Genomic DNA, 19,155 nt, shown 5'->3' with positions numbered 1-19,155 from the left:
ACAGGCACTTTTGCACGCTCTACCCGGACACGAAAAAACGCGCCCGCCCCTCCTGCTGGGACGAAGCGCGCACGCGACTTCGCTTGTGAACCACCCAGCGAGCGGATATCCGCCGTACTCGGCTGGCCTGTGTCGGCGGCCACTCCGGCGACGCCTACTCGCGCGGCGAGAAGAACGCCCTTCCCGCCAGGCTTTGGGGCCGCGGCTCGGGGGTGATCTTCGCCGGGACGCGACCGCGGGCTCCCACCGTCCCCGCTCTCTCTTGGCCGCGCGACCCCGGGTACTCTCCCCGTCATCGCCTGTTGCAGCATGGTAGCACGTTTGGCGCGCACGCGTTACAAGCTTGTTCTACTCGCCGAATTGTGGGGTGCGGAATCGATACCGACGGCACACCATGGAACGGATACGCGACGAGAAGGGACCCCGCATGCCAGACCGCAAGTACCTCGAGCTGCTCTCCGAGAAGTTCCCCACCGCGCAGTCGGCCTACACGGAGATCATCAACCTCGAGGCCATCCTCAACCTGCCCAAGGGCACCGAGCACTTCGTGTCCGACGTCCACGGCGAGTACGACGCCTTCAAGCACATCCTCAACAACTGCTCGGGCGTCATCCGCGAGCGCGTGCAGGCCACGTTCCGCTTCGAGCTCACCCACGACGAGCAGGCGGACCTCTGCACGCTCATCTACTACCCGCACCGGAAGCTCCGCCGCCTCAAGGCCTCGGGCGTCGTGAGCGCGGAGTGGTACGCCATCACGCTCATGCGGCTCGTGCGCCTGGCGCGCTACCTCTCCGACTCCTACACGCGCTCGAAGGTCCGAAAGGCCATGCCGGTGGAGTACGCCTACATCATCGACGAGCTCCTCCACGCCGCCCCCGGCGAGGGCGAGCAGCGCCAGCGCTACCACCAGCGCATCATCGACACGATCGTGGACACGGGCTCGGCGGACGACTTCATCGTGAGCCTCGCCTCGCTCATCAAGCGGCTCGCCGTGGACCACCTCCACCTCGTGGGCGACGTCTTCGACCGCGGCGCGCACGCCGACAAGATCCTCGACCGCCTGATGGAGTACCACTCCGTCGACCTGCAGTGGGGCAACCACGACATCGTGTGGATGGGCGCCGCGGCGGGCTCGGCCACGTGCCTCGCGGCGGTAATCCGCAACAACATCCGCTACGACTCGCTCAAGATCCTCGAGAGCGCCTACGGCGTCTCGCTGCGCGAGCTCGCCCTGTTCGCCGAGGCCACCTACGCGGCCGACGACGCCATGACGCCGCTCGAGAAGGCCATCTCGGTCATTCTCTTCAAGCTCGAGGGGCAGACCATCGCGCGCCACCCCAACTGGCACATGGAGGACCGCCTGCTGCTGGGCCACGTGGACCCCGCGCGCGGCGTGTGCGCGGTGGGCGGCCGCGAGTACGAGCTCGTCTCGAGCGACTTCCCCACCCTCGACCCGAGCGACCCCTACGCGCTCTCCGAGGACGAGATCCGCGTCATGGACAACCTCCTCGAGGCCGTGCGCACCTCGTACAAGCTGCAGGCGCACGTGAACTTCCTCTACGAGCGCGGCAGCGCCTACCTCGTCCACAACGACGACGTGCTCTTCCACGCGTGCGTCCCCATGAACGAGGACGGGACCTTCCACCCCGTGAACCACCAGGGGCAGCTCCTCGCCGGCAAGGCCTACTACGACTACGCCGACCGCCTCGCCCGGCGCGCCTGGCACGAGCACGACGAGATATCGCTCGACTGGATGTGGTACCTGTGGTGCGGGCGCTACTCGCCGCTGTCGGGCCGCGTGGTCAAGACCTTCGAGCGGACCTACTTCAAGGACCGCTCCACCTGGGCCGAGCCGCGCGACCCCTACTACGCCCTCACGGACAACCCCGAGGTCTGCCGGCGCATCCTCGAGGAGTTCGGCGTCAACCCCGACCGCGGCCACATCATCAACGGCCACACGCCGGTCCACGCCTCGGAGGGCGAGAAGGCCGTGCGGGCCGGCGGCCACCTCATCGTCATCGACGGCGGCTTCTGCCAGGCCTACCACAAGACGACGGGCATCGCGGGCTACACGCTCATCTCCGACCCGCACGGCATGCGCATCAAGGCGCACCGCCCCTTCGGCTCGATCGCCGACGTCCTCGACCTCAACACGGACATCATGAGCGACGACGATCGCTTCGAGGTGAACCCGCGCCCGCTCACGATCAACGACACCGACACGGGCGCCGACATCCGCGAGCAGATCTCCGACCTGCGCGCCCTGCTCGACGGGTACCGCACGGGAGAGCTGCCCGAGCACGCCGGCGCGCGGGCCTGAGCACGCCGTCGATGGGTGACGCCGCTGGCGCGGCATGACGCAAACCGGGAGATTGTCTGTTCCGAAACTAAGGGCTGATAATCTGGGTATCAAAGAACCCAGGTATGGACACGCACGAAGGGTAACCGCAACTCATGGACATGAACGAGAACAAGCGTCGGCGCTCGATGCTGCTCTACATCCTGATCGCGCTCATCGCGTACCTCGCGATCAGCCAGACGCTCGGGACCAACCTCACCGCGCGCCAGGTGCAGGACGTGAGCTACACCGAGTTCCTCACGATGGTCGACCAGGACCAGGTCAAGAAGGTCGACCTCAACACCGGCGACAACACCCTCACCTTCACGACCGGCGAGGGCGAGAGCGAGAAGATCTACGAGACCACGATGTGGCCGGGCGACAGCACGCTCATCGAGCGGCTCGACGAGCACAACGTCGACGCCGACGCCAACATCCCGGACACCTCCGGGGACATGTGGCTCATGCTGCTCATCTCCTACGGCCTGCCGATCCTCATCTTCCTCGGCATCGGCTGGTGGCTCAACCGCCGCATGAAGAAGGCCATGGGCGACGACGGCCCCTCGATGAACTTCGGCGGGGGCGGCTTCGGCATGGGCGGCGGCCTCGGCAAGTCCAACGCCAAGGAGATCAAGGGCGAGGAGACCGGGGTCACGTTCAAGGACGTGGCAGGCCAGGACGAGGCCAAGGAGTCCCTCCAGGAGATCGTGAGCTTCCTCAAGAACCCCGAGAAGTACAACGAGATCGGCGCGCGCTGCCCCCGCGGCGCGCTGCTCGTGGGCCCTCCGGGCACGGGCAAGACGCTCCTGGCCAAGGCCGTCGCCGGCGAGGCCGGCGTCACGTTCTTCCAGATCGCGGGCTCGGCCTTCGTCGAGATGTTCGTCGGCCGCGGCGCCGCCAAGGTGCGCGACCTCTTCAAGCAGGCGAGCGAGAAGGCGCCCTGCATCGTCTTCATCGACGAGATCGACGCCGTGGGCAAGCGGCGCGACTCCTCCCTCAGCTCCAACGACGAGCGCGAGCAGACCCTGAACCAGCTCCTCTCCGAGATGGACGGCTTCGACAACCACAAGGGCATCGTCGTCTTGGCCGCCACCAACCGACCGGAGACGCTCGACCAGGCGCTGCTGCGCCCGGGCCGCTTCGACCGCCGCATCCCGGTGGAGCTGCCCGACCTCGCCGGCCGCGAGGCGATCCTCAAGATCCACGCCGACGACGTGAAGATGGAGCGCGGGATCGACCTCGGCGTCGTCGCCCGCTCCACGCCCGGCGCGTCTGGCGCCGACCTCGCCAACATCATCAACGAGGCCGCGCTGCGCGCCGTGCGCTTCGGCCGGAACCGCGTCACGCAGGAGGACCTGCTCGAGTCCGTCGACGTGGTCATCGCCGGCGAGAAGAAGAAGTCCACGGTGCTCTCTCAGCACGAGAAGGAGGTCGTCTCCTACCACGAGACCGGACACGCCATCGTGGCGGCGATGCAGAAGGGCTCGGCGCCCGTCTCCAAGATCACGATCGTGCCGCGCACCTCGGGCGCGCTCGGCTTCACCATGCAGGTCGAGGAGGACGAGCACTTCCTCACCACGCGCCAGGAGGCCAAGGACAAGATCGCCGTGCTCTGCGGCGGGCGCGCCGCCGAGGAGCTCATCTTCAACGAGATGACCACCGGCGCCTCCAACGACATCGAGAAGGCCACGCAGCTCGCGCGCGCCATGGTCACGCAGTACGGCATGTCCGAGAAGTTCGGCATGGTGCAGCTCGGCCAGCCCGCGAGCCGCTACCTCGGCGGGGGCTCTCAGCTCACCTGCTCCGAGGGCACCGCGCAGGAGATCGACGCCGAGGTGCAGCGCCTCGTCGAGGAGGGGCACCAGACCGCGCTGCGCACGCTGCGCGAGAACCGCTTCAAGCTCCACGAGATCGCCCACTACCTCCAGAAGAAGGAGACCATCACGGGCGAGGAGTTCATGAACATCCTCACCCGCGACGACGGCTTCGCCCCCAAGATGCCGAAGCCGCCCGCCGAGTAGCGGCCGCTGTCCGCGAGCCCCAAGCACGAGGTGCCTCCCTCACCGCTCACTGCTTAGCAGAAGCCGCGTGAGGGAGGCGCCTCTTCATGGGACGGCACGCGGATCCGGGGCCGCGTGCGGCGGGGCGCGCGGATTCGGAGCTGCTCATGGCGCGGCACTCACTTCCGCATCTGCGTGCCGTGCCGTACTCATTTTCGCAACTGCGCACGGAACGGCACTCATTTCCGGAACTGAGTGCGCCGCAGCACGGCACTCACGCCCGCAACCGCATTCAATGCAGCACGCACATCCGCAACTGCACGCAGCGTGGTACTCATATCCAGAATTGCGCATACCTCGGTACTCATTTCCGGAGCTGTGTACGACGCAGCACGCACTTTCGGAAATGAGTGCCGCATCGGGCCGGCATCGGCGCCGGGCAAACCAAAACCCGAGGTTCTTCTCGCCCGACCCGACCGGCTGCGCGCTGAGGAGGTACTCACTTCCGAATGTGCGCACCGCGCCGCACGCAAATCCGAAAGTGAGCACCGCTTCGTACTCATTTCTGCAACTGAGCACCCGAGCGTGTTTCGTGGCGCACGGGCGGTGGACGGTCGGACTGTGACCGGGCGCGGTCGGCCGCGGCACGCCTTCTTCGAGTACCTCGTCTTATGTCAAGTTGTATGACCTGCGCGAACGGATGGTCTGGTCAGCGTCGCGCACGCTTCGCGGCAGCAAGCTGGCGAGCTTTCGCACAATCCCCAGCCGAGACGACCCGCAGCGCGCTACGCTCGACGCATGATGACCATCTGCCTTTCACATACCACTGCACTCGAGGTTCTCCGCTGCTGGAACGCACCACGACTCCTAGAGCGAGGCCGGCAAGAAGGGTCTGCTCGACCGCCAGAGCGCATGCCCGAACTGCGAAGATGCGATGAGGCCCTGGGGCGCGTCGAGGCGCTCTCGGCGCTCCGGCCGCCCTATCACGTCATCGTCTCCGGAACGACGGCGCGACATCGCTCCGAGCTGCTCGTCGCGCACCAGACGCAGGCGCTCCAACCGCCCGGCTCGTTCTTCTCGCTCTCCCCCGAGGTGCACTGCGCGTCGCCGGAGCTCGTCCTGCTCCAGATGGCGGAGTATGCCACTGACCTCGAGCTCCTTCTCCTCGTGGACGAGCTCTGCGGGCACTACGGGATTCAGCCGCGCGCAAGCAAGGGACTCGTCAAGCGATCGGACCCGCTCACGAACACGAGGCGAATCCTGGACTACCTCGACCGCGCGAGCACGCCCCGCGGGGCATCGAAGCTTCGGCGCGCCGTCGGACGCGCGCGGGAGCGCTCCGGGTCGCTGCGCGAGAGCAAGACGGTCCACCGCCTCGAGTTCTCCCCGCGCCTCGGCGGGTACGGCCTCGAGGTCGTGGCGCTCAACGACCCGGTCCTCGTCGAGCGCGCCGATGCGACGCTCGCCGCGTCGCGCGAGCGCATCAGAAAGCCCGACATCATGCTGCTCGCTCCAGCGGACGCGCCGGAGGGCTCCATCCCGTTTCGCGGCTGCGCCCTAGACTACCAGGGAGGCTATCATCGCGACGAGATTCAGGCCGGGCGCGACACCAATCGTCGCAACGAGCTGCTCGCCTGCGGCGTCAAGCCGTACGAGATCGAGAAGGAGCACTACGACGACCCCGACTACCTCGACTGGCTCGTCTCGCACATCCGCCGCGACCTCGGGCTCGAGGAGCTGCGGCTCAGGCCGGGGGCGCTGGAGGCGAGGCGGGCGCGGCGCGAGCGCCTCTGGCATGACCTCGAGCGAATCGACGGCCTCACCTGGACCGGGCGGTCCGACCACCTCCTCATGGAGGGGTCGCGCGAGCTCCCGCGCGAAGCGGCGACGTAGTCACGGCTCTTGGGTCACGGTACGCAAATCCAGAATTGAGCATGAAATGATACGCAGTTCCGGAGATGCGTATCACGCCGTACACAGATGCGGAACTGAGTGCCGACTCTCGACGTCGATGAGACGCAATTCCAGGTTTGGAGGCCATGGGGGCTTCGGGTGGTACGCAAATGCGGAAATGAGTACCACGACGTACGCAGTTCCGGAAGTGAGCACCATCCAGTACTCAGATGCGGAGCTGAGTGCCCATGACTTAAGGCAGAGCGAAGAGGCAGCGGAACGAGGGCGCCAGCGCGCCAGAAAGGACGGCGCGCCGCAAGGGACAACGCAGCGGCGAGACGCGCGGCGTGCGGCAGAGCGCCGCGACCGAGAAGAACGTCGCGCTAGCGAGAAAAACGCCCCTCGATCGCGGCCCTACCTGAAGAGCTGCCAGAAGGCGACGGCCGAGCTCGCGGCCACGTTCAGTGAGTCGACGCCGTGCGACATGGGGATGATGACCGATCGGTCGCAGGCGGCAAGCGCCCGGCGTGAGAGCCCGTAGCCCTCGCTGCCGAAGAGCAGGGCGCGCCGGTCGCCCGCGAGAAGCGCCGGGTCGTCGAGGGGCAGCGCGCCCTCCTCCAGCGCGAGCGCCAGAACCGAGAAGCCCCGCCCGCGCAGCCCCTCGAGCGTGGCCTCGGGCCAGGAGGCCTCGTCGGCGCGCGCCCACGGAAGCTTGAAGACGCACCCCATCGAGACGCGGACGGCCCGGCGCACGTAGGGGTCGGCGCAGCGCGGCGAGAGGATCGCGGCGTCCGCCCCGAGCGCGGCGGCGGAGCGGAAGAGCGCTCCCACGTTGGTCACGTCCACGAGGTCCTCGAGCACGACGACCCTGCGGGCCCCCTCGAGGGCGGCCTCAACCGAAAGTGGGCGCGGGCGGCGCATCGCGCAGAGGAAGCCGCGCGTCACGCGGTACCCGCAGAGCCGCTCCATCTGCTCGCCGGGCAGCACGAAGGCCGGCACGTCCCCCGCGCGCTCGAGCAGTGCCGAGCAGGTCGAGAGATGCCGCTCGTCGACGAGGAACGAGACCGGCTCCACCCCCTCTTCCAGCGCCACCTCGACGACGAGCGGCGACTCTGCGACGAGGAGCCCGCGCCCCGCCTCGACCCCCGCGCGGAGCTGATGGTCGGTGAGCCGGGCGAAGACGTCGAGCCTCGGGTCCTCGAGCCCCTCGAGCCGAACGGTGTGTGCCATTCCTCCCCCTTTTGATGACGGGACGCGATCTGAGCGGAATCTGTCGCGCCTGTAGGGTACGATAGCCGAGACGGCCGCCGGCCGCCAGGAACCGCACACGAGCTACCTAGGGTGGATCATCGCATGCCTAGCCATATGAAGAAGCAGACCGACTCGCGCCCTGCCGAGGGGGCCGCCCCCGGCGCGAGCTTTATCCCCGGCCCCGAGAGCGCCTTCGTTAGCCCCGTCTCCGACGGCCCGACGCCCCAGCGCCCGCGCCGCCGGCTCCTGTGGGCCATACCCGCCGTCATCGTCGTCCTTCTCGCCGGCGCCTACGTGGCGGGGGGCGTCTACTTTCAGTCGAACTTCATGCCGGGAACCACGCTCGACGGGGCCGACGTCTCCCTGCGCTCCGTCGAGGAGGTCGCGGCCGAGAAGACCGCGTCGCTCGACGGATATGCCCTCCACATCACGGGGCAGGGGCTCGACCTCACCGTCTCCGCCCCCGAGATCGGCCTCTCCTACGACGGGACCGCGTACGCGCAGGCCGCGCTCGAGCAGGTGAACCCCTGGGCCTGGCCCCTCGAGGTCGCCGGCACGCGCGACCTCACGCTCGAGGCCGACCCCGTCTTCGATGCCGACAAGCTCGCGCAGATCGTGACGCCTGCCGTCGAGGAGCGGGTCCGCGCCGCCGAGGAGACCACCGGGCTTGGGGTCTCCTACAGCGCCGAGGCGGGCGCCTACGTCGTCGACGAGCACGCCGCAGCGAGCCTGCTCGACGCGACGGCCGTGTGCGAGCGCGTGAAGCAGGCCGTCTCCGAGCTCTCCCCCACCGTCGAGATCGGCGACGAGTGCCTCTCCGACGCGAGCGCGCTCCAGGCCGCCGCGGACGCCGCGAACACCTACCTCGCCTCCGCGGGAACGACCCTGCTCATCAGCGGCCAGCTCGTGCTCGACGTGAGCCCCGACCTCGTCTCCAGCTGGGTGGCGATCGGCGAGGACCTCTCGGTCTCGCTCAACGAGGAGGCCATCGGCGAGTGGGTGCACGAGAACGTCGGCGCGCTCGACACCGTGGGCAAGACCCGCACCTACACCCGCCCCGACGGCAAGCAGGTGAGCGTCTCCGGCGGGTCGTGGGGCATCGTCACCAACGAGGCGGAGACCACGACGGCCCTCATCTCCGCGATCAAGGGCGGCTCGCCCCAGGCCATCGAGATTCCCCTCAAGCAGAGCACGGGCTTCGCCCCCGACCAGGGAGGGCGCGACTGGGGCAACCGCTACATCGACATCGACATCTCCGAGCAGTACGTGCGCATGTACGGCGATGACGGCTCGCTCATCTTTGAGTCCGCCTGCGTCACGGGCGACCCCACCCAGGGCTACGACACGCCCACGGGCGTCAACCCCATCAACTCCTACAAGGCGCTCGACCAGACGCTCAAGGGGCTTGACTACGACGAGGACGGCGAGCCCGACTACGAGAGCCACGTCAACTACTGGATCCCCTTCGTGGGCAACCTCGTGGCGCTCCACGACGCCGACTGGCGCAGCAACTTCGGCGGGACCATCTACCAGGGCAACGGCAGCCACGGCTGCGTGAACCTGCCCCTCGGCAAGGCGGCCGAGCTCTACGACCTCACCAAAGTCGGCGACGTCGTGGTGGTCCACTACTGATCACCGGGGGCCCTGGCCGGAGCCCCTCCGGGCGGCAGGGCCGTCAGCCGAGAAGAACCGTCGCGTGCGCCCCGCAGATGCTTTCTGCGGGGCGCACGCGTCATTCTGAGGCCGAAAAATGTCGCCGGGCTCCCGCCGTCCCGGACCTGACAAAGGTGACAGGGTCAACTGTCATGAAAATCATGACAGTTGACCCTGTCACCTTTGTCAGGTCCGGAATGCGCCCTAGAACGGAAGCCCGTTGCCGCCGCCCATGTTGCGCATCATCTGCTGCATGGCGCGACGCCCCTTCTTGGCGCCCTTGCGACCGCCGCCCTGCTGCATCATGCCCTTCATGCGGCCGACCATCTTGTTCATCTCGTCCCACTGCTTGATGAGCTGGTTGACCTCCTGCACGGTGCGGCCCGAGCCGGTGGCGATGCGGCGGCGGCGCTGGCCGTTGATGATCTTGGGGCGCAGGCGCTCCTCGCGGGTCATCGAGCGGATGATGGCCTCGATGCGCGTCATCTGGGAGTCGTCCACGGCCTGGGGGGCCTGGGCGAGGGCCCGCTCCATGCCCGGGATCATGCCCATGATCTTCTGGAGGCCGCCCATCTTGCGGATCTGCTGCATCTGCGCGAGGAGGTCGTCCATCGTGAAGCCCTCGCGGAGCATGCGCTCGGCGTCCTCGATCTGCTGCTCGTCAGCGACCTTCTGGGCCTGCTCGATGATGCCGACCACGTCGCCCATGCCGAGGATTCGCTTTGCCATGCGGTCGGGATGGAAGACCTCGAGCGAGTCGGGCTTCTCCCCCATGGAGACGAACTTGATCGGCTTTCCGGTGACCTCGCGCACGGAGAGTGCGCCGCCGCCGCGGGCGTCGCCGTCGAGCTTGGACATGATGACGCCGTCGAAGTCCACGCGGTTGGCGAACTCGGTGACCACGTTCACGATGTCCTGGCCCGTCATGGCGTCCACGACCATGAGGATTTGGTCGGGGCGCACGGCCTGCTTGATGGCCACGGCCTCCTGCATCATCTCCTCGTCGATCTGGAGGCGGCCGGCCGTGTCCACGATCACGATGTCGTTCAGGTGGTCGACGGCCTCGCGGATGGCGCCCTCGGCCACGGCCACGGCGTCCCTGCCGTCGCCGCGGAAGACCGAGACGCCGATCTCGCCGCCGAGGGTGGCGAGCTGGTCGGCGGCGGCCGGTCGGTGCGTGTCGCACGCGGCGAGAAGCGGGCTGTGGCCCTGGGACTTGAGCAGGTAGGCGAGCTTTGCCGCGGCGGTGGTCTTGCCCGAGCCCTGCAGGCCCACGAGCATGATCACGTTGGGCGTGCGGTTCTGGGCCAGCGTGAGCTTGGAGTCCGTTGAGCCGAGAAGGACGGTGAGCTCGTCGAGGACGATGCGCACGACGTTCTGCGCGGGCGAGAGCGAGTCGAGGACGTCCGCGCCGAGGCACTTCTCCTTGCAGCGCCCGACGAAGCCCTTGACCACGCGGTAGTTGACGTCGGCCTCGAGCAGCGCCATGCGGATCTCGCGCATGGCGACGTTGATGTCGTCCTCCGTGAGGCGGCCCTTGCCGCGCAGGGAGTCGAAGGTGTCCTGGAGACGGTCCGAGAGAGAGCTGAACACTGCCATGGCTTACATCCCTTCACCCACGAGCGCGCGGCAGAAGTCGAGCGCGTCAAAGGACTGGAGGTCGTCGATGGACTCGCCCACGCCGATCCGGTAGATAGGCAGGCCGAGCTGGCTGGAGATGGCGAGCGCGATGCCGCCCTTGGCGGTCCCGTCGAGCTTGGTGACGATGAGGCCGTCGAGCTCGAGGGCGTCGTTGAACTCGCGCGCCTGGTTGAGGCCGTTCTGGCCCGTCGTGGCGTCGATGACGAGCACCACCGTCACGGGGGCGGCGGAGCGCTTCCTGGTGACGTTCACGACCTTCGCGAGCTCGCGCATGAGGTCGGCCGAGGTGTGGAGGCGCCCGGCGGTGTCGATGAGCGTGAGCTGCGCCCCGCGGCGCTCGGCCTCGTCCACCACGTCGTAGCAGACGCTCGCGGGGTCCGCCCCGCGCTCGCGGGTGATGACGTCGACGCCCGCGCGCTGGCCCCAGACCTCGAGCTGCTCGATCGCGGCGGCGCGGAACGTGTCCGCCCCGCCGATCAGGCAGGGGACGCCCGCCTCGCGGGCGCGCCCGGCGAGCTTGCCCACCGTGGTCGTCTTGCCGGCGCCGTTGATGCCCACGAAGAGCACCGTGCTCGGGAGGTCGGAGAACGGGTCGCGCCCGGCCTCGGGGAACTCGGCCGCCAGGCGGCGCGCGAGGGCGTCGCGCAGCTGCTCGGCGCGGGAGAGGTTCTCGCGGGCCGCCTGCTCGCGCAGGTCGTCGGTCACGCGCATGGCCACCTCGGCGCCCATGTCGCCCATGACGAGCGTGTCCTCGAGCTCCTCCCAGAAGTCCTCGTCGACCTCGCCGCCCATGTAGAAGATCTCGTTGATGGCCTCGCGCGAGCGCTGGAGGCCCTTCTTCAGGCTGTCGAGAAAGCCCATCTATGCATCTACCACCTTTCCTGTCGCGCGGTCGAGCCGCTGCGAGACCACGCGGCTCACGCCGTCGGCCTGCATCGACACGCCGTAGAGGACGTCCGCCTGCTCCATCGTGCGCCGCTGGTGGGAGATCACGATGAGCTGCGTGCTCTCCTTGAGCCGCTCGATGGCGCCGAGCAGCTTGGAGAGGTTGGAGTCGTCGAGCGCCGCCTCGACCTCGTCGAAGACGTAGAACGGGACCGTGCGGACCTTGTAGACCGCGAAGAGCAGCGCGAGCGCCGTGAGCGACTTCTCGCCGCCGCTCATGAGCATCATCTTGGAGAGGCGCTTGCCGCGGGGCTGCGCCACGATCTCGATGCCCGTCTCGGAGGGGTTCTCGGGGTCGGTCATCTCGATGTGCGCCTGCCCGCCCGGAAAGAGCAGCGAGAAGATCTCGGAGAAGTTCTCGTTGACCTTGTCGAAGACCACGAGGAAGCGGTTGCGCATCTTGCGCTCGATCGCGGCCGTGATCTTCTTGAGCGACGCGCGGGCGCTCTCGAGGTCCTCCACCTGTTCGGAGATGTAGTCATGGCGCTGCTTGAGCCGCAGGTACTCGTCCATGGCGACCTCGTTCACGGGACCGATGGACTCGAGCTGGCGGCCGATCTCGGCGACGCGGCGCTCCGCGGCGTCGCGGTCCTCCGGCGCGGGGATGGCGAGCGCGTCGTCGAGGACGGCGCCCGTCGCCGTGATGGCGTTGATGGCGGTCTCCACCTGGACCTCGAGCCTGCCGAGGTCGACCTTGACCTCGTTCGCCGCCGAGCGGGCGCGCTCGAGCTCCTCCGAGGCGGCGCTCACGGCGGCCTTGGCGTCGCCGATCGTGCGCTTGAGGGAGTCGGAGTCGGCCTCGGCGAGCGACGCGCGGTCCCTGAGCCGCGCGGCCCACTCGAGGGCCCGCGAGCGGATGGCGTCGTAGCGGTCGTGGAGCGGGTCCACGCGCAGGCGGACCACCTCGAGCGAGCGCGACCCGCGCTCGGTCGCCTCGATCCGCTCGTCGAGCTCCGCGACGCGCTTCGAGAGCTCGCGCTCGCGCGTGGCGAGGTTGCCCCGGCGCTCGGACGCCATGGCGAGCTCCAGGCGCGCGTCGGAGAGCTCGCGGCTCGCCCTGCCCTGCTCGCGGATGGCCTCCTCGTGCGCGTCGGAGCGCTCCGAGAGCTCGGCGGCCAGCTCGTCCGCGCGCTCGCGGGCCTCGCGCGCCGCGGCACGATGCCCGTCGATCTTCCCGCGCGCCTCGCGGGCGCGCTCGCGCGACGCCGCGCGGCGCTTCTCCACCTGGGCGAGCTCGGAGCGGGCGCTCGCGAGCTGGGCCTCCAGGCGGCCGCGCTCGGAGGTGGCCGAGGAGAGCTCGGCGGAGAGCCGGGCGACCTCGCCCTTCGCGGACGCGGACGCCTCGCGCGCCGCGGCGAGCTCGCGCTCGGCGCGCTCGACCGCGCCGCCGGCGGCGTCGAGCGCCTCGCGCAGCGCGGCCATGCCCTCGTCGAGCTCGCGGATGCGCCGCTTGCGCTCGAGCGCGCCCGCCTCGCTCGAGGGGGCGTCGCCCACGTGGACGCGCCCGTCGGGCAGGACGGTCACGCCGTCGGCGGTGACGTAGGTGCGGGAGGGGTCCTTCGCGTGGGCGGATACCGCCTCGGCCGCGTCGCTGACGATGCGGACGTCGCCGAGAAGGGCCTCGAGCAGCTGGCGCGCGCCGTCGGGCACGCGCAGGCGCGCGATGAGGGACTCCCCCGCCGCCCCGGCGTCGCCCTGCGGCGGGCGGGCGGCGGCGCGGGCGAGGATGGTCGCGCGGCCGCCGGCGTCCGCGAGGCCGAGGGCGGACTCGGCGAGGGCCGCGGCGTCCGCCCCCTCGGGGACCACGAGGGCCGCGAGGTCGTCGCCGAGCAGCCGCTCGACGAGCTCCTCCACGGACGGCTCGGCGTCGATGAGGTCGGCGAGGCGGCACTCCACGCGCTCCCCGGCGCGTTCGGCGAGGGCGGCCACGAGCGGGCTCGCGGACTCCACGTCCGCGTCGACGGCACGCAGCGCGTCGAGCGTGGCCTCGGCCGAGGAGAGCTCGGCGCGGGCGGCCGACTCCTCGCGGCGCGCGGAGGAAAGCGCGGCGTCGTGCGCCGCGATCTCGCGCGCGAGCGCGTCGGCCCGGTCGCGGGCGGCAGTGAGCTCCCCCTCGAGGCGCTCCGCCGCCGAAACGCGCTCCTCGAGCGCCTCCTCGGCGGTCCGGGCGGTCTCGTCGAGCTGGTCGATGCGCGAGACGAACATCTGATCCTCGACCTCGGCGCTCGAGATCTGCTCCTCGAGCTTCGCATAGGCGAGCGTCTCGCGGTCGGCCTCGGAGCGGGCCGCGCGCTCGGCGGCGGTGATGCGGCCGATCTCCGCGTCGAGCGCGCGACGGCGCTCCACGGCCCCGTGCGAGGCCGAGGCGAGCTCGGCGGCGCGCCGCTTGAGGTCCTCCTCGCGAACCGCGGTGTCGGACAGCTCCGCCGCGAGGCGCTCGTGCTCGGAGGCGGCGTCGGCGCGCTGCTTCTCCATCGCGGAGAGCTGCATCCGCATGTCGGAGAGGCGCGAGACCATGTTCTTGCCCTTCTCCTCGAGCAGCCGCATGTCGGAGTCCATGCGGCCGAGGAGGTCCTGCATGCGCCGGCGCTGCTCGCCGAGGTCCCCCACGAAGAGGCCCTTCTGCTCGAGCAGCGACTGGAGCTTCTCGAGCTCCGCGCTCTTCTCGTCGAAGCGGTACTGGGCGAGCTCGATGGCCGCGTCGGCCTCGCGCCCGCGAGCGGAGAGCCGGTTGTAGCCCTCCTGGAGCGTGCGCAGGTCGTCGACCGCCAGCTGCACCCTGAGCCCCTTGAGCTCGTCCTCGAGGTCGTGCGCCCGCTTCGCCTTGTCGACCTGGCGCTCGAGGGGCTTGAGCTGGCGGGATATCTCGCGCGAGAGGAGCTTGGCGCGCGAGAGGTTCTCGTCCATCGAGGCGAGCTTGCGGAGGCTCCGCTCCTTGCGGCGGCGGTGCTTGGAGATGTCGGCCGCCTCCTCGATGAGGGCGCGGCGCTCCTCGGGGCGGCTCGAGAGGATGGAGTCGAGCTTGCCCTGGGAGATGATCGAGTGGGTGTCCTTGCCGAGGCCCGAGTCGTGCAGGATGTCCTGGACGTCCATGAGGCGCGAGGGGGCGCCGTTGATGAGGTACTCGGACTCGCCGGAGCGGTACATCCGTCGCGTGATGCCCACCTCGGAGAAGTCGATCGGCAGCGTGTGGTCGGAGTTGTCCAGCACGAGCGTCACCTCGGCCACGCCCACGGCGCCGCGCGCCGAGGAGCCGGAGAAGATGACGTCCTCCATGGCCTGGCCGCGCAGCTGCTTGGCGCTCTGCTCGCCGAGGACCCAGAGGATCGAGTCGGAGACGTTGGACTTGCCCGAGCCGTTGGGGCCCACGACCACGGTGAGGCCGGGGTCGAAGACCATCTGCGTCTTGTCCGCGAAGGACTTGAAACCCTTGAGCGTGAGCGACTTGAGGTACACGGGGCCTGCCTTCGTGCTAGTTGGTGATGCCGGCGCCCTCGAAGTCGTCCTGCTCGGCATAGCCGAGCCGGACGAGGGCGTCGATCGCGGCGGCGCTCTCCGAGGACTTCTTGGAGGGCCCGGACCCGCGCCCGATCCTCCTGCCCCCCACCATGGCCACGGAGGTGAACGTGGGGTCGTGCGCGGGGCCGTCCTCGGAGACGAGCTTGTACTCGGGCCCGCAGTGCATGTCGCGCTGCGCGACCTCCTGCAGGCGCGACTTGGGGCTGATGGGCTTTTTGGCGAGCGCGGGGGACACCTCGGGCCCGAGCGTCCGCATGACGAACTCGTGCGTGGTCCCGTAGCCGGCGTCCAGGTAGAGCGCGCCGACGATGGCCTCGTAGACGTTCTCGAGGGCGGAGTGCATGCCGCGGGCGCCGGTGCCCCTCTCGGACTCCCCCATGAGGATGAGCGGGGCCACGCCGATCTTCTCGGCTACGCTCGAGAGCATCCTGCCCGAGACGAGGCTGATCTTGGCCTGCGTGAGCTCGCCCTCGTCCATGTCCGGGAAGCGGCCGTAGAGGTCCGTGGCGACGATGGCCCCCAGGACGGAGTCCCCGAGGAACTCGAGGCGCTCGTAGGACGCCGCGTGCGACTTGCCCTCGGCGGCCGACGGGTGCGTGAGCGCGGCCACGATGAGGTCCTGGTTCTCGAAGTGGTGGCCGCAGACCTCCTCGGCCGCGACCACCCGCTGGTGCATCTTCAATGAACGGGCCCCCTACTTGGCGGCCTCGATGGCGGCGACGACCTGGCCGACCGTCACGATGCTGCCGACGGCGTCGTCCTGGAACGTCATGCCGAACTCGTCCTCGAGCGCGGTCACGAGCTCGAGCAGGTCGAACGAGTCGGCGCCGAGCTCCTTGAGGTTGGTGTCCTCGGTGAGCTGCACGCCCTCGCCGAGCTGCAGCGTGTCGTCGACGACCTCGATGACCTTTGCGAGCGTGGCCTCATGATCCATGGTGTCTCCTTCCGAAGGGGTATCCCCCGTGATTCTACCCGTCCCGGGCGCGTCGGCGCGCCCCGGCCCTAGCCCGCGATCTCGCAGGCGGCGGCGATCTTGTCGGTGAGCCCGGCGCGCACGGCCGCGGCCGCGGCGAGCGTGCCCTGGCAGACGGCGCGGGCGCTCGTGGCGCCGTGGCCCTTCACCACCGGGGCGCGCAGCCCCAGCAGGATGGCGCCGCCGTACTCGTCGCCGGACATCTCGGCGGCGAGCGACTTGAGCGACTTGGCGAGAAGCGCCATTCCGATCTTGTTGCCGAGCGACTCGCCCATCGCCGCCTTCAGGCGCTTGATGACGAACTTGCCCGTGCCCTCGATGGACTTGAGGGCCACGTTGCCGGTGAAGCCGTCCGCCACGATGACGTCGAAGGTCCCGGCGAGCAGGTCGGTGCCCTCGGCGTTGCCCGCGAAGCCGCAGTCTCCGGCCTCGAGCGCGGCGTGGTACGCGAGCGCCATCTCGGAGCCCTTGGTGTCCTCGGAGCCGTTGCAGAGCAGGCCCACGCGCGGCTCGTCGACCCCGATGATCGCGCGGCTGTAGGCGCGCCCCATGTGGGCGAACTGCACGAGCACGTCGGGCTTCACGTCCGCGTTGGCGCCCATGTCGAGAAACACGGTCGCCTTGCCCGAGACGCCCGGGAACGGCAGCGAGAGCGCGGGGCGCTTGATGCCCTTGATGCGGCCCACGCCGAAGGTCGCGGCCGTGAGCACGGCGCCGGTGGAGCCGGCCGAGAAGAGGCCGTCGGCCTCGCCCGCGCGCACCGCGGCGGCGGCGCGCACGATGCTCGCGTCCTTCTTCACGCGCACGGCGTTGGCGGGATGCTCGGACATGGCGATGACCTCGGTGGTGACGAGCGCGCGGGCGCGGCTGTGCGAGGCCGCGAAGGGCTCCACGACGTCGGCCGCCCCGGCGACGAGCACCTCGAGCTCGGGGTCCGCGGCGAGCGCGGCCTCGACGCCCTCGAGAAGGACGGGCGGCTCCTTGTCCGCCCCCATGACGTCGACGCAGATGGTGGTCATGCTTCCTCCTTAGTGGGGCGGTCGCGCCCCGTCACATACCCCTTCATTATGCCGCAAGTAGCAGGCGCGCGTTCTTCTCGCCACGCGGGCGGCACGTCCTTCTCGCCCTTCGCCGAGCATGCCCCCTCGCACGGAATCGCCGAGCATGCCCCGGCGCACGGAATGAGCCGATTCGGGGACACAAACCGTGCACGGGGGCATGCTCGCCGGAAGCGTGCGCCGAGGCATGCTCAGGGCAGCAACGGCCCGTCCCCCGTGAGGCCCCGGGACCCGCCGAGCATGCCCTGGTGCACGGACCTGGCCCCGAACCGGTCGTTTCCGTGCTCCGGGGCATGCTCGGCGAAGGGCGGGGCGCACGGCGAAACTTGCCTAAAAGGGGCCTGTCCCCATTTAGGCAACGAAAAGGGGCCGTCCCCGAGCGGGACGGCCCCGAAGGCTCCGATGAGTCGGCCTGGCGTGCCTACTCGGTGACGATGACCTCGCGGTCCTTGTAGTGACCGCAGTTGGGGCACACGTGGTGCGGGAGCTTGGGGGCGCCGCACTGGGGGCACACGGAACGGGCCGAGGCCTCGAGCTTGCTGTTGGCCGAACGACGGGTGTGGGTGGCGCCGCGGCCCTTCTTTTGCTTGGGTACTGCCATGTCAGACTCTCCTGTTCACAAACCTCTGCCCCTCCGCACGCACGGAGATGGCGTGTCGCCAGTCATGCGAAGAGACACTATAGCACGACTGGGCGAGACAAAGAACACCTCATCAGCAATTCTTCACTCCGCGTCGGGCGCGGCCGCGTCCGAGGGGCCCTCCCCGCCGAGGTCGAGGCCGGCGAGCGCCGCGAAGGGCGACGACGCGATCCGGTCCGCCTCGCGCCGGGCCTCGAGCTGCGCGGCGTGGCCGCAGTCCTCCTCGTTGAGGTTGGCGCCGCACACGGGGCAGAGCCCGGCGCAGTCCTCGCGGCAGAGCACCACGAAGGGCGTCTCCATCACGAGCGCGGAGACGAGCGCGCCCGAGAGGTCGATCGTGCGGTCGGCCGAGACGAGCTCGAAGTCGGCCTCGTCCTCGTCATCGGAGAGCTGCTCGGGCTCCTCGAAGAGGTAGTAGCCGTCCACCTCGGCGTCGACGTCGAACTCGGCGTCCTCGAGGCAGCGGTCGCAGGTGCCCACAACGTGGGCGCGCAGGATGCCCGTGGCGAGGATGCCCTCGCCGGAGTTGGTGAGCACGACGTCGTAGTCGATGCCGGAGGGAAGCGAGAACTCGTGGTCGCCGACGACGTAGCCGGGCTCGTCGAGGTGCCCCGCGAGCGACCAGGTGTCGCCCGCGGCCGCGAGGCGCTCGTCGATGGGCAGGATGATGGGGTCCATGGCTACCAGGGGACGTTGTTGGTGGTGTTGCGCGGGCCGGAGTTCTCGTCGAGCGTCTGGCGCACGCGCGTGACCGAGCTCGTGAGGCTCTTGAGGTTCTCCTCGAGGTGGGCGAGCACCGTGTCGGCGTACTCCTCGGCGTTGTAGCGGGTGTCGCGCTCGTACTGCGCGGCCTGGTCGCGGATGCCGTCGGCCTGCTGCTGGGCGAGGCGGACGATCTCCTGGTCGCCCGCGAGGATCATCGCCTGCTGCTGGGCGTCGGCGATGATGGAGCTCGCCTGCTGCTGGGCGCGGTCGATGGTCTCCTGCTCCTCCTTGAGGATGCGGCGCGCGTCGGCGAACTCCTGCGGGAAGACGCGGCGAATCTCGTCCAGGATCTCGTAGATGTCCTGGGCGTCGACGATCTTCTTCTGCCCGTTGTCCATGATCGGGGACTTAGCCTCGGTCACGATCTGCTCGAGCTCGTCGACCAAGCTCTCGATCTCCTCACCTGGCTGCATCTATGGTTCCTTTCGCGTGATTCGTCGGGCGCCAAGCCCGATGGTCGAGCCCTATCTCTCAGCATG

Annotated in this window: 14 protein-coding genes; 4 read left to right on the top strand and 10 right to left on the bottom strand. The window is 69.4% G+C overall.

Annotated features, from left to right (window positions below; translation table 11 throughout):
• The first annotated feature begins 427 nt into the window (after window positions 1–427).
• The 3 genes from E0L17_RS00130 (at window position 428) to E0L17_RS00120 (ending at window position 6,231) form a co-directional block, all read left to right on the top strand.
• Window positions 428–2,320, top strand: a complete 1,893-nt coding sequence (locus tag E0L17_RS00130) for a fructose-1,6-bisphosphatase (protein WP_286163172.1) — start codon at window positions 428–430, stop codon at window positions 2,318–2,320.
• 134 nt (window positions 2,321–2,454) lie between these two features.
• Window positions 2,455–4,359, top strand: a complete 1,905-nt coding sequence (ftsH, locus tag E0L17_RS00125; protein WP_206108918.1) for an ATP-dependent zinc metalloprotease FtsH — start codon at window positions 2,455–2,457, stop codon at window positions 4,357–4,359.
• Window positions 4,360–5,250: 891 nt separating this feature from the next.
• Window positions 5,251–6,231 carry a hypothetical protein gene (locus tag E0L17_RS00120; protein WP_167929276.1) on the top strand — a complete coding sequence of 327 codons (981 nt, stop codon included), beginning with the start codon at window positions 5,251–5,253 and terminating at the stop codon, window positions 6,229–6,231.
• 414 nt (window positions 6,232–6,645) lie between these two features.
• Here the strand turns inward: E0L17_RS00120 and E0L17_RS00115 are convergent, their stop codons facing one another.
• Window positions 6,646–7,461, bottom strand: a complete 816-nt coding sequence (locus E0L17_RS00115) for a TrmH family RNA methyltransferase (RefSeq protein WP_167929275.1) — start codon at window positions 7,459–7,461, stop codon at window positions 6,646–6,648.
• Between the two features lie 135 nt (window positions 7,462–7,596).
• Between E0L17_RS00115 and E0L17_RS00110 the strand changes: the two genes are divergently transcribed.
• A complete protein-coding gene (locus E0L17_RS00110; RefSeq protein WP_167929274.1) occupies window positions 7,597–9,114 on the top strand; it encodes a L,D-transpeptidase family protein in 1,518 nt (505 codons plus the stop codon).
• A gap of 225 nt (window positions 9,115–9,339) precedes the next feature.
• On the opposite strand, the gene ffh is transcribed toward E0L17_RS00110, so the two are convergent.
• The 9 genes from ffh to E0L17_RS00065 all read right to left on the bottom strand — a co-directional run bounded on the left by ffh (window position 9,340) and on the right by E0L17_RS00065 (window position 19,089).
• Window positions 9,340–10,728: a signal recognition particle protein gene (gene ffh, locus E0L17_RS00105; protein ID WP_167929446.1), complete on the bottom strand. Its 1,389-nt coding sequence runs from the start codon at window positions 10,726–10,728 to the stop codon at window positions 9,340–9,342.
• A gap of 9 nt (window positions 10,729–10,737) precedes the next feature.
• Window positions 10,738–11,637: a signal recognition particle-docking protein FtsY gene (gene ftsY, locus E0L17_RS00100; protein WP_167929273.1), complete on the bottom strand. Its 900-nt coding sequence runs from the start codon at window positions 11,635–11,637 to the stop codon at window positions 10,738–10,740.
• Entirely contained in the window at window positions 11,638–15,177 is a 3,540-nt protein-coding gene (gene smc, locus E0L17_RS00095; RefSeq protein WP_167929272.1) for a chromosome segregation protein SMC, read from the bottom strand. It lies immediately after the preceding gene.
• 16 nt (window positions 15,178–15,193) lie between these two features.
• Window positions 15,194–15,922: a ribonuclease III gene (gene rnc, locus E0L17_RS00090; protein ID WP_167929271.1), complete on the bottom strand. Its 729-nt coding sequence runs from the start codon at window positions 15,920–15,922 to the stop codon at window positions 15,194–15,196.
• A 12-nt stretch (window positions 15,923–15,934) separates the two neighbouring features.
• Window positions 15,935–16,174: an acyl carrier protein gene (locus E0L17_RS00085; protein ID WP_075280043.1), complete on the bottom strand. Its 240-nt coding sequence runs from the start codon at window positions 16,172–16,174 to the stop codon at window positions 15,935–15,937.
• A 68-nt stretch (window positions 16,175–16,242) separates the two neighbouring features.
• Complete coding sequence (gene plsX, locus E0L17_RS00080) at window positions 16,243–17,232, bottom strand: phosphate acyltransferase PlsX (RefSeq protein ID WP_167929270.1); 990 nt, start codon at window positions 17,230–17,232, stop codon at window positions 16,243–16,245.
• Between the two features lie 460 nt (window positions 17,233–17,692).
• Window positions 17,693–17,872 carry a 50S ribosomal protein L32 gene (gene rpmF / locus E0L17_RS00075; RefSeq protein ID WP_075280041.1) on the bottom strand — a complete coding sequence of 60 codons (180 nt, stop codon included), beginning with the start codon at window positions 17,870–17,872 and terminating at the stop codon, window positions 17,693–17,695.
• A 123-nt stretch (window positions 17,873–17,995) separates the two neighbouring features.
• Entirely contained in the window at window positions 17,996–18,589 is a 594-nt protein-coding gene (locus E0L17_RS00070) for a YceD family protein (RefSeq protein ID WP_167929269.1), read from the bottom strand.
• Window positions 18,590–18,591: 2 nt separating this feature from the next.
• Window positions 18,592–19,089 carry an ATP synthase subunit B family protein gene (locus E0L17_RS00065; protein WP_167929268.1) on the bottom strand — a complete coding sequence of 166 codons (498 nt, stop codon included), beginning with the start codon at window positions 19,087–19,089 and terminating at the stop codon, window positions 18,592–18,594.
• Window positions 19,090–19,155 lie beyond the last annotated feature (66 nt).

Origin of the sequence: Olsenella sp. SW781 (genome assembly GCF_012027725.1) — a bacterium.
Taxonomy (GTDB): Bacteria; Actinomycetota; Coriobacteriia; order Coriobacteriales; family Atopobiaceae; genus Thermophilibacter.
The sequence above is the reverse complement of the archived record's forward strand: the minus strand, read 5'-3'. Positions and strand labels throughout refer to the sequence as shown.

Bases quoted from the DNA above. Each gene is read 5' to 3' on its own strand.
- E0L17_RS00130 (WP_286163172.1), top strand. From the start codon at position 428: ATGCCAGACCGCAAGTACCTCGAGCTGCTCTCCGAGAAGTTCCCCACC.
- ftsH (WP_206108918.1), top strand. From the start codon at position 2,455: ATGGACATGAACGAGAACAAGCGTCGGCGCTCGATGCTGCTCTACATC.
- E0L17_RS00120 (WP_167929276.1), top strand. From the start codon at position 5,251: ATGCCCGAACTGCGAAGATGCGATGAGGCCCTGGGGCGCGTCGAGGCG.
- E0L17_RS00115 (WP_167929275.1), bottom strand. From the start codon at position 7,461: ATGGCACACACCGTTCGGCTCGAGGGGCTCGAGGACCCGAGGCTCGAC.
- E0L17_RS00110 (WP_167929274.1), top strand. From the start codon at position 7,597: ATGAAGAAGCAGACCGACTCGCGCCCTGCCGAGGGGGCCGCCCCCGGC.
- ftsY (WP_167929273.1), bottom strand. From the start codon at position 11,637: ATGGGCTTTCTCGACAGCCTGAAGAAGGGCCTCCAGCGCTCGCGCGAG.
- E0L17_RS00085 (WP_075280043.1), bottom strand. From the start codon at position 16,174: ATGGATCATGAGGCCACGCTCGCAAAGGTCATCGAGGTCGTCGACGAC.
- plsX (WP_167929270.1), bottom strand. From the start codon at position 17,232: ATGACCACCATCTGCGTCGACGTCATGGGGGCGGACAAGGAGCCGCCC.
- rpmF (WP_075280041.1), bottom strand. From the start codon at position 17,872: ATGGCAGTACCCAAGCAAAAGAAGGGCCGCGGCGCCACCCACACCCGT.
- E0L17_RS00070 (WP_167929269.1), bottom strand. From the start codon at position 18,589: ATGGACCCCATCATCCTGCCCATCGACGAGCGCCTCGCGGCCGCGGGC.
- E0L17_RS00065 (WP_167929268.1), bottom strand. From the start codon at position 19,089: ATGCAGCCAGGTGAGGAGATCGAGAGCTTGGTCGACGAGCTCGAGCAG.